Origin of the sequence: Variovorax sp. (genome assembly GCF_965279555.1) — a bacterium.
GTDB lineage: Bacteria > Pseudomonadota > Gammaproteobacteria > Burkholderiales > Burkholderiaceae_C > Variovorax.
On record NZ_OZ257247.1, the window covers coordinates 2628701 to 2638493 of the forward strand.

Annotated in this window: 9 protein-coding genes; all 9 read right to left on the reverse strand. The window is 69.6% G+C overall.

Annotated features, from left to right (window positions below; genetic code table 11):
• Window positions 1–3: 3 nt before the first annotated feature.
• Entirely contained in the window at window positions 4–732 is a 729-nt protein-coding gene (locus ACQY8B_RS12580) for an LrgB family protein (RefSeq protein WP_422089191.1), read from the reverse strand.
• Window positions 733–1000: 268 nt separating this feature from the next.
• The gene (locus tag ACQY8B_RS12585; protein WP_422087004.1) at window positions 1001–1354 is read right to left on the reverse strand and encodes a CidA/LrgA family protein; all 354 of its coding nucleotides are present in this window, start codon (window positions 1352–1354) and stop codon (window positions 1001–1003) included.
• Between the two features lie 21 nt (window positions 1355–1375).
• Window positions 1376–2392 carry an aminotransferase class I/II-fold pyridoxal phosphate-dependent enzyme gene (locus tag ACQY8B_RS12590; RefSeq protein WP_422087005.1) on the reverse strand — a complete coding sequence of 339 codons (1017 nt, stop codon included), beginning with the start codon at window positions 2390–2392 and terminating at the stop codon, window positions 1376–1378.
• Window positions 2389–3381, reverse strand: a complete 993-nt coding sequence (cbiB, locus tag ACQY8B_RS12595) for an adenosylcobinamide-phosphate synthase CbiB (protein ID WP_422087006.1) — start codon at window positions 3379–3381, stop codon at window positions 2389–2391. Before cbiB ends, ACQY8B_RS12590 begins: the two co-directional genes overlap by 4 nt.
• Before the next feature lie 9 nt (window positions 3382–3390).
• Window positions 3391–7362 carry a cobaltochelatase subunit CobN gene (cobN, locus tag ACQY8B_RS12600; protein WP_422087007.1) on the reverse strand — a complete coding sequence of 1324 codons (3972 nt, stop codon included), beginning with the start codon at window positions 7360–7362 and terminating at the stop codon, window positions 3391–3393.
• A 35-nt stretch (window positions 7363–7397) separates the two neighbouring features.
• Window positions 7398–7751 carry a DUF2149 domain-containing protein gene (locus ACQY8B_RS12605; RefSeq protein WP_081266948.1) on the reverse strand — a complete coding sequence of 118 codons (354 nt, stop codon included), beginning with the start codon at window positions 7749–7751 and terminating at the stop codon, window positions 7398–7400.
• Window positions 7748–8221: a MotA/TolQ/ExbB proton channel family protein gene (locus tag ACQY8B_RS12610; protein WP_422087008.1), complete on the reverse strand. Its 474-nt coding sequence runs from the start codon at window positions 8219–8221 to the stop codon at window positions 7748–7750. Before ACQY8B_RS12610 ends, ACQY8B_RS12605 begins: the two co-directional genes overlap by 4 nt.
• Complete coding sequence (gene bluB, locus ACQY8B_RS12615) at window positions 8221–8910, reverse strand: 5,6-dimethylbenzimidazole synthase (protein WP_422087009.1); 690 nt, start codon at window positions 8908–8910, stop codon at window positions 8221–8223. The genes ACQY8B_RS12610 and bluB overlap by 1 nt, the downstream gene beginning before the upstream one ends.
• A 303-nt stretch (window positions 8911–9213) precedes the next feature.
• The gene (gene cobO, locus ACQY8B_RS12620; protein WP_422087010.1) at window positions 9214–9783 is read right to left on the reverse strand and encodes a cob(I)yrinic acid a,c-diamide adenosyltransferase; all 570 of its coding nucleotides are present in this window, start codon (window positions 9781–9783) and stop codon (window positions 9214–9216) included.
• Window positions 9784–9793: the final 10 nt, after the last annotated feature.

Genomic DNA, 9793 nt, shown 5'->3' on the forward strand with positions numbered 1-9793 from the left:
GCCTCAGGCTCCCATCAGCCTGACGATCAACGGCACCAGCAACGCCGTCGCTATGCCGTTGAGCCCCATGGCCAGCGCGGAGAACGCGCCCGCCGTCTCGTTGACCTGGATGGCCCGCGCCGTGCCGATGCCGTGCGCAGCCATGCCGACCGCGAAGCCGCGCACCGCGGGTTCGCGTATGCGCAGCAGGTTCAGGAGCCCGGTGGCCATGATGGCGCCCGAGATGCCCGCAATGGCCGCCGCCACCGCGGCAAGCGACGGCAGGCCGCCTATCTTTTCGGCCACGCCCATCGCGATCGGCATGGTGGCCGACTTGGGTGCCAGCGACATCATCAGCTCGTGCGAGCCCCCCAGCACCCATGCGATGCCGACGGCCGAAACAATGGCCGCGACCGAGCCCACCAGCAGTGCCACGCCGATTGGCAGCCACAGCCTGCGCAGGCGGCCGACCTGCCCGTAGAGCGGCACCGCCAGCGCCACCGTGGCCGGGCCGATCAGGAAGTGCACGAACTTCGCGCCCTCGAAATATGTGTCGTAGGGCGTGCGCGTGAGCAGCAGCACGGAGACGATGACGATCACCGATATCAGCACCGGGTTGACCACCGGATTGCGCCCGCTGCGCGTGTGCAGCCACAGCGCGCCCAGGTAAGCCAGCAGCGTGAGCGACAGCCACAGCAGCGGCGACTGCGCGAGGAAGACCCAGATTTCGGAGAGCCTGGCAGGCGCGCTCATCATCGGAAGACCTCCGCGCTTCGCGCTGCGGTGCGAGCTTGCTTGGGGCGGCCCGGCGCGGCGCTCGTCATCGGAAGACCTCCGCGCTTCGCGCTGCGGTGCGAGCTTGCTTGGGGCGGCCCGGCGCGGCGCTCGTCATCGGAAGACCTCCGCGCTTCGCGCTGCGGTGCGAGCTTGCTTGGGGCGGCCCGGCGCGGCGCTCGTCATCGGAAGACCTCCGCGCTTCGCGCTGCGGTGCGAGCTTGCTTGGGGCGGCCCGGCGCGGCGCTCATTCCGCATCCTTGCCGGTGATGCGGATCATCCAGCGCAAGGTGAGCGCGGTGACCGTCATGGTGAAGGCCGCGCCCACGATGCCGGCCGCGAGGAACGGAAGCCACTCGCGCCCCACCCGCTCGAAATGCAGCATCACGCCGGCCACGGCCGGGATGAAAAGCAGCATCAGGTTGCGCAGCAGATGGCCCGAGGTGTCGGTCAGCGACTGCGGCACGCCGCCGCGCACGAGCAGGCCGACGAACAGCAGCAGCATGCCGATCAGCGGCCCCGGGATCGGCAGGTTGAGCCACTGCACGAGCAGTTCACCGGCAAGTTGGCAAAGGAAGAGCGTGGTGATGGCGTAGAGCATGGTTCTTGTTCGGGTGTCAGCTCAGAGCGGATGTTCGGGGGAACACGCCGCGCTTGTCCACCCCTGTTTCAAGGCTTGCTGGCTCGCAGGCGAAAGCACGCCGAGCCGCACATGGCCCGGCAGGCCGAACGAAGCACAGTCGCGCAGCTTGATGCCCTGGGCGCGCAGTGCCGCGGCGAAACGGGGATATGGCTTGTCGGTGCGGGCGCAGAAGAAGTTCGCGTCGCTGGGCACGCACTCCCAGCCGAGGGACTCGCAGACGGCGCGCTGCTGCGCTTTCCATTCGCGAAGGGTGTCCAGGCTTTGTGCGAGCCAGTGCTGGGCGTCGTCGGCGGTCCATGTCTCCAGCAGCGCCACGCCGTGCGTGCCCAGAGGCCACGAGGGCGCCAGCAGGCCGATGCTCTCCATGAATGGAGAGCCGACGGCGTCAAGGGGAGCGATGGCATAGGCAGCGCGAATGCCGGTGAGGCCCATGGCCTTGTTCGGCGTCCACATCTGCCAGACATGGTCTCGCTGCGCGGTGTCCAGCGAAGGCCGGCCTTCGAGGCGCAGCGGTTCATAGGCCATGTCGAGCACACAAGGCCCGCCCTCGTCTTGCGCATGCGCCACGAGATCGGCCTGCGGCTGCCCGAGCGGGCTCGACGGTTCGCAGCACCAGCGCAAGGCGGCCGCGTCGAACGGCGCCGGCGCGCGCAACACCTGCAGGCCCCAGGCCCGCGCGGCACGCTCGTAGTCGCCGTAGCTGTGCGCCGGCAGCCAGACCGTGCGGGCACCGCCCTGCGCGACGGCCGCGCTGCTGCGGTGGATGAACTCGCTCGCGCTGGCCGCGATCACGATGCGCTCCGGCGCCACGCCGTGAAAGCCCGCGAGCCTGACGCGCAAGGCGGTGTAGCGCGGATCCGGGTAGTGCGCGGGATCGGCATCGCGCAGCGCGGCCAGAACGGCCGGGCATGCGCCCACCGCATTGCCGTTGGTCGAGAAGTCGTGCGGCGCCGCGCCCGATGCGTCGGGGCCGCCGTGAATGAAGCCGTCCGTCATTCCCACGTCACCCCAAGCACCGCGACGATGACCACCGAAGCGCACATCGCCCACGCCAGCACCGCCCTTGCGCCCAGTTGCGCGGCGCGCCGGGTGTCGGCCGCGGCGACAGCGCGCCCTTCCGCGTTCAGCGCATACACGCCGGGCTTGGCCAGCCGCACGCCGAGCAGCAAAGCCATCGCCGCCATCGGCCAGCCACTGTTGGGCGACGGGGTGCGCCGCGCCTCTTCGGCCAGCCTCGCCGGCCAGCGCAAGGCCGCCAGTGCCAGCAGCAATGCCGTGATGCGCGCGGGCACCCAAGAGAGCACGTCGTCCGCGCGCGCGGCCCACTTGCCGAACCATGTCCAGTCGCGCCCGCCGCGTTCGCCGCGGTAGCCCCACATGGCATCCGCAGTGTTGGCGAAACGGTAGATCGCGGCGCCCGGCAGGCCGAACAGCACGAACCAGAACACAGGGGCCACCAGCGAGTCGTTGAGGTTCTCCGCGAGCGACTCGATGGCGCTCTCGCGCACCTCGCGCTCGCCAAGCTCGGCCACGTCGCGGCTCACCAGCCGCGAGAGTTGCGCGCGGCCCGCGTCGAGCGACACGGCCAGCGCGTCTTCGACGGCCAGTACTTCGTCGCGCAGCATGCGCCATGCGAACAGCGGCTTGAACAGCAGGCCCAGCAGCACGGCCACCGCCCATGCGGGCAGCCACCGCACTATCGCGCCCTGCAAGGCCGAGGCCACGCCCCAGACGGCCATCGCGCCGATGCACCAGGTCAGCGCACCGATGAGGAAGGCCGGCAGGTCGACCGGCTTCGCCTGGTGATGCAGCGGCGCGGCGCTCAGGCCGATCCAGCCGAGGTACTTGCCCATCCACACCACGGGATGCAGGTACGCACGCGGCTCGCCGAGCCAGCGGTCGATGGCCAGCGCGACCCACAGCGCGCCGGCGAGGGCGAGGGAATAAGACAGGAGCGAATCGTCAGCAGGCATGGGAGCCGCCATTCTCGCGAATCAGGCGGCCGCCCTGCCGCGCCGCCACTGCGCCAGCGCGCCGAGCGCGACCAGCAATGCGGCACCGAACACGACCCACAGGCGCAGAACGACGGATTCGGCCTTCGGCGCCGGAGGCGTATCGGGCGTGGGTTCGAGCCTGAGGCCGCTCACGGGCTGTGCGCCGTCGGCAACCGGCTCGGCCTCCGGGGCCTTGGCGGGCTCAGGGGCTGGCGGCGCCGCGATCACCGGTACGACATGCGCGACAGATGCAGTCGGCGCGGCAAGCTGCTGCCGCGCGAACCTCTGCACGCCCTCGTTCCGCTCGCGCAGGCCGCTGGCCCGCGCCGCCTCGGCATACGCACGCGCAAGCTCCCGGCGCGTGGCGGCATCCGGCTTCCAGTAGTTCAGCCGCACCGCGTCGAGCATGCGTTCCAGCGTTTGCGCGAACGCCGCGCGGTTGTCGCCTTCGAGCCATTCGCGTGTGCCCAGCCTGTATTTGTCGCGCACGTACACGTCGTGCAGCGACTGCCACTGGTCCTGCCGCACCGCATCGGGCGCGGTGACCTGCCAACCCCACAGGAACTGCGCCGTCTTCAGCACCTGCAGCGTGCCGCTGTAGCCCTCGGCCTTCTGCGCGGCGATCCACTGCGGATGCAGGTAGCGCGTCTGCATCTCGCGGGCGATGGCGCCGGCGGCGGTGTCGGTGCGCACCGCCGTGCCGTCGCGCAGGTTCTGCACGTACAGCGCCGGGGCCTTGCCGGTGAGCTGCCGCACCGCCTGCGCGATGCCCCCGAGGTACTGGAAGGGATCGTCGTTGGTGAGCACGCCGTAGAGGTTGGAGCTGCGGGCCATCAGCGCCGCGTCGACCTGCGCGAGGTTGCCCGCATAGGCGCCCGGCCGCGCCGCGCCGTCGAGGCCCTTGCCGTAGGCGTGGCCCATGCGGTCCATGTAGAGCTGCGCCATCTGCGCGTCGCCGCCGCCGCGCTGCTGGCGCTTCCACGCATCGCTCGCGAGCGCGGCTTCTTCGAGCCCGGCGCCGTAGCTGCCCTGCTCGTTCGAGAACACGCGCGCGGTCGACCAGCGCTTCGCCTCTTCCGGCGTCGCGCCCTGTGCGCGCAGCTTGCCGGCCAGCGCGTCGCTATGCTGCGCCACCGCATTGCCGGGCTCGGGCAAGGCGGCCACCTGCTGCACCGCTTCGTCGAGCCAGCGCATCACGTTCGGAAACTGGTCGCGGTAGGAGCCGGTGACGCTGACCAGCACGTCCATGCGCGCACGCCCCAGCACCTGCGCCGGAATCACGTCGATGCCGCTCATGCGGCCCGCGTCGTCCCAGCGCGGCTTCACACCCATTGCATAGAACGCCTGGCTTTCGAGCACGCCCTGGTGGCGCGAAGCCTCGCCGGCCCACAGCGTGAACGCGATCTTGCCGGGCGTCCTGCCGCCGTGGCTCCTCGCATGCTCGGCGATCCAGGCGTCCATCGCGGCCACGCCCGTTTCCCAGGCCGCACGCGTCGGCACGCGGCTCGGGTCGAAGCCGTAGAGGTTGCGGCCGGTCGGCAGGCTGTCGGGGTTGCGCACCGGGTCGCCGCCATAGCTGGACTTGAGATAGCGGCCGTCCAGTGCGGTCAGCAAGCCTTCGATTTCCTCGTTGTGCGCGAGCACCGCGTCGAGCTTGCGGGCGCGCTCGGCCAGCTCGCCCAGCTTGTGCACCTCGGCCGGGGTCTTGCCCATGGCGCTCGCGGCTGGCGCATCGCTCAGCGCCAGCTCCACCCAACGCGCGGGCCGTGAGGCAGCCACGTTCTTCGCATCGATCAGGAAGGCTTCGTCGATATCCTCGCCCAGCGCCTCCACCAGCGGCTTGCCGAGGATCTGAAGGATCGTCATGCGGCGGCGTTCGGCATCGGGCGCCTGGCCGAAGGTGGCCAGGCCCAGCGGCTGCGCGGTCTGCGCGAGTTCGTCGAGGTACGGATGCAGCACCGCGATGAAGCCCGCGAAGTCGGCGCGGATGCGCGCGGGCGTCCATTGCAGGTCGCGGTCGTAGTGCTGCTCTACGAACTCGGCCGTCAGTTGCCTTTCCATGGCCGTCTTCACAGGCCCGGGCGACAGGTTTTCCCAGTCGTGCATGCGCTCGTGCATGGCCTGCACGCCGGGCCGGAAACCTGCGGGCGCGAACATCGGCGTCGAATGGCTCACCATCGTCGCCCGGCCGCGCCGCTTGGCGGTGGTGGCCTCGCCGAGGTTGTCCATGATGTACGGGTACACGTTCGGCAGGTCGCCCAGCGCGAGCAGCGGATCGTCCTGCACCGACAGCCCCCGCTCCTTGCCCGCCGACCATTCGACCGTGCCATGCGTGCCCACATGCACCACCGCGCTCGCGCCGAACTGCGTGCGAAGCCACAGGTAGGTGGCCAGGTAGCCGTGGCTCAGCGGCACGGCCGAGCGGTGATAGACCTGCTGGGCCTTGTCCACGACCTGCGTGCCGGGCTCGAAGCGCGGCGGCTGGCGCAGCACCACGACATTGCCGAAACGCACGCGCGGAATCACGAAGGCCGGCGCGCCCGAAACGGGGCGCAGCATGGTCGACTGTTCCGGCGGCCCCCAATAGGCCTCGATACGCCGCTGCGTCTCCACCGGCAGCGCGCGGAACCATTCGAGGTAGCGCGACAGCGGCATCGCGTCGGCCAGTCCCCTTTCGAGCAGTGGCTGCAAGGCGTCGTCCTGCCCCGTCGGGTAGTAGGCCTTCATCGTCGCCTGTACCTGCGCGATCAGCGCGTCGGCGCCCGGCAGCTCCGTGCTGTAGCCGGCGGACTTCATCGCCGCGAGCATGTTGTTCACGCTGCGCGGCACGTTGAGGAACGACGCGCCGAAGTTGGCCTCTCCCGGCGGGTAGTTGTAGACCAGCATCGCCACGCGCCGCTGCGACGCCGGCGTGCGCTGCAGCCGCAGCAGCGCGGCGGCCTTGGCGGCCACGGCGCCGATCTGCGCTGGCAGCGGCTGCAGCGTGCCCGATGCGGCGTCGCGCGCGCTCACCAGCATCGGGTCGGTCATGCCGGCCAGCTCGCTGGGGCTGTAGTAAGAGGCAATGTCGGCCTGCGCGAGGCCGTCCTTGCTCCGCGCCCACTGCGCGGCGTCCATCGCCAGCGAAGGCAGCGTCTGCAGCACGGGCACGCCGATGCGCTCCAGCTCGGCCTTGCGCTCGTTGGGGCTGAAGAGCAGCGAGGCATTGACGATCAGGTCGGCCACGCGCCGGCCACCGGCGTGCGTCATGCCAAAGAACAGGTCCTTCTGCTGGCGCGGGCCGTAGAAGGCATAGGCACGCAGGCCGCGCTGCTCCAGCGAGGCGATGAGCGCATCGAGCCAGCCTGTGTCGTCGCCGGTGACGGTGGCACTGTTGATCGCAATGGCGACTGTGCCGCTTGCGGGGTCGCCGGGCAGTTGGTCGAGCGCGGCGATGCCGGTTTCGATGCGCGGCCAGCCGGGGTGATAGAGGCCGGCGAGCGGCAACGGCACGGGTGCCGGCAGCCCCGCCAGCTCGCCGGTCCGCGCCATCGCCTTCATCGACGCGGCGAGGTTGGCCGCGCCGGAAAAGCGCCAGTACTCGCGCAGCCGCTGCGCCCAGGCGGCATCGACGCCCCGCTCAGCCGCGAGCGGCACGGCGACGGAGGCCTGGCCCTTGGCGACGAGCGCGAACTCGCCGACCAGCACATACGGCACGGCAGCGCGCGAAATGACGTCGCCGAAGCGGGCGGCGGCGGCCTGCGCCACGCTGATGTGCGGCGCATCGATCACGAGCAAGCGCGCGCCGTCGAGCGCAGCGCCCAGCACCTCGGGCGCATCCTTGGCCGCCGACACCACCTGCAGCGGCAGCCCCGCTTCAAGCGCCGCGTGCTCCAGCCGGACCACCCGCGCCGGCGACACCAGCGAGGTGCTCAGCACCACCACGCGCCCGCCCGCCGGCTGTGCATGGGCCGGCGCAAGAAGGCCCAGCATCGCCAGGACCCCGAACAACCAGAAGAAGACCCGCGTCACTTCCCGCCTTGCGCAGGCACCGCGTCCGCCGGCACATAGACCATCGTGCCGTCCTTCAGCCGCCAGGCCGTGCCGGCCTTCTCGCCGTCGCCCTGCCCCGTCGCGCCGCTGGCCTTGAAGCGCGTGAGCTTCTGGCCCTCGCGCGTGATGATCTCCATGTCGGGCTTGCCCTCGTTGCGGATGATCGTCACCTTGTCCTGCGCGAACGGGTTCATCGGGTTGTTGATGACCGCGATCATCAGCATGCCGATCACCACCATGAACACGTCGATCAGGTTGATGGTGGAGAGCACCGGATCATCGTCGTCGCTGTCAAGGCTGCTGAGAATGGAGAACTGCCGACGGCTCATGACAGGCGGTCCCGCGCGTCCAAAACTGTCACCAGTTCGCGCATCAGCCATCTGCGGCGCACGGTGTAGACCACGAAGGTGATCGATGCCGAAGCCAGCGCCACGATCACGCTGGCGAACGCCGGCGCCAGGCTCTGCGCCACGCCCTGCGATTCACCGGAAGCCACGGCCACCAGCGCCGGCCCCATCGGGATCATCGTGGCGATCAGCCCCAGCATCGGCGCCACCCGGCTGCACAGCCGCACGCCTTCGAGCTGCTTGAGCACCACCAGCTCCATCTGCTCCTGGCTCGCGGCGGCGTGGCGTTGCAGCAGCAGCGCGCGCGACGGATCGCGGCGCCGCTGCAGGTACTCGATGCCGAAGGCGCCGAGGCAGTAAACCGCATAGACGAAAGACAGCAGCACGCCCAGCGTCACCGGCCAGAGGAACAGGCGCGCAAGCTCGAAGAGAACGGTGTCGAAGGCCAGCATCAGGTCGGCTCCGTGGAAGAAGAAGTTGAGTCGAACAGGTCAGAAGGACGGCCCCAGCTTTCATCGAACACCAGCGACGCCAGCGGCGCGCGCTTCGCCCAGCGTTCGCGCTGCAGCATCGGCTCCTCATAGAACTGGTGCACAGGCCCGAGGCACAGCAGGCCGATGGGCTCCGCGCCTTCGGGCAGACCCAGCAGGACCGACACTTCGGCCGGATCGAACAGCGACACCCACCCCATGCCCAGCCCTTCCGCGCGCGCCGCGAGCCAGAGGTTCTGGATGGCGCAGGAGGCCGAGGCCAGGTCCATCTGCGGCAGCGTGCGGCGGCCGAATACATGCTTCTCGCGTCCGTCGGCCAGAGTGACCGCCAGCAGCTCGGCCGCGTCGAGCAGCCCTTGCACCTTGAGCCGCATGAACTCGTCTTCACGTTCGCCGAGCGCAAGGGCCGTGAGCACGCGTTCGTGTTCGACGACGCGGTGCAACTGCTGGCGCAGCGCCTGGCCGCGAATGCGGATGAAGCGCCAGGGCTGCATGAAGCCGACGCTGGGCGCGTGGTGTGCCGCGTCGAGCAGCCGTCGCAGCACATCGGGCTCTACCTGGCCGCCTGCGAAGTGGCGCATGTCGCGGCGCTCGTGGATGGCGCGGTAGACCGCCTGTGTCTCTTCTTCGGTGAACGTTGGGGTGGTCACGTTGCTCTTTCGGGGTGGGTGCACAGGCCACCGGGTACTCCCCTCGGCGAATGTCCCCCGCCTTCGCCTCCTCCTTTATTTCGCTGCGGGGAGCACCCGGCGCCCTGTGCACAAGAGGCGCGGTCGTTGTGCTGGCCGATCAACAAGTGCTCTGAACGATCACGCCGATGGGGTGCCTTGCGCAGCGAAATAAAGGAGGAGGCCGAAGGCCGGGGGACATTCGCGGAGCAAGGTACCCCGTCGGCGGGATCGCGCCCTGAACGACAACGACAACGACAACGACAACGACAAAACAGCCCCACGTCAATCCTCGATCCCACGCTGCGCAGGAATCCCGGCCTTGAACGCGTGCTTGACCAAAGTCATCTCAGTCACCGTATCGGCCAACTCGATGATCTCCGGCGGACAACGGCGCCCCGTCAGCACCACATGCACATGCCTGGGCCGCGCACGCAAAGTCTCGAGCACGCCCTCGAGCGGCAGCCAGCCGTAGATCAGCGGATACGTGATCTCGTCCAGCACCACGAGAAAAAACTCGCCCGACATGATCGCCGCCTTCGCCTTTTCCCAGCCGTCGCGCGCGAGCTGCCCCGAGCGTTCCAGGTCCTGGCTCTTCCAGCTGAAACCATCGCCCAGCCCCTCGATCGGAATGCCGATCTGCTCGAACATCCGGTGCTCGCCGAATCGTGCGCTCGGCACCTTCATGAACTGATAGATCTTCACCGCCTTGCCACGGCCATGAGCGCGCAGCGCGAGGCCGAAGGCCGCCGTGCTCTTGCCCTTGCCGTCGCCGGTGTTCACGATGACGATGCCGCGGCGCTCGCCTTCGGGCTTCTCGTAAGGCTTCTCGCTGGGGGGTGTTTCGATCTGCATGATTCTTCGG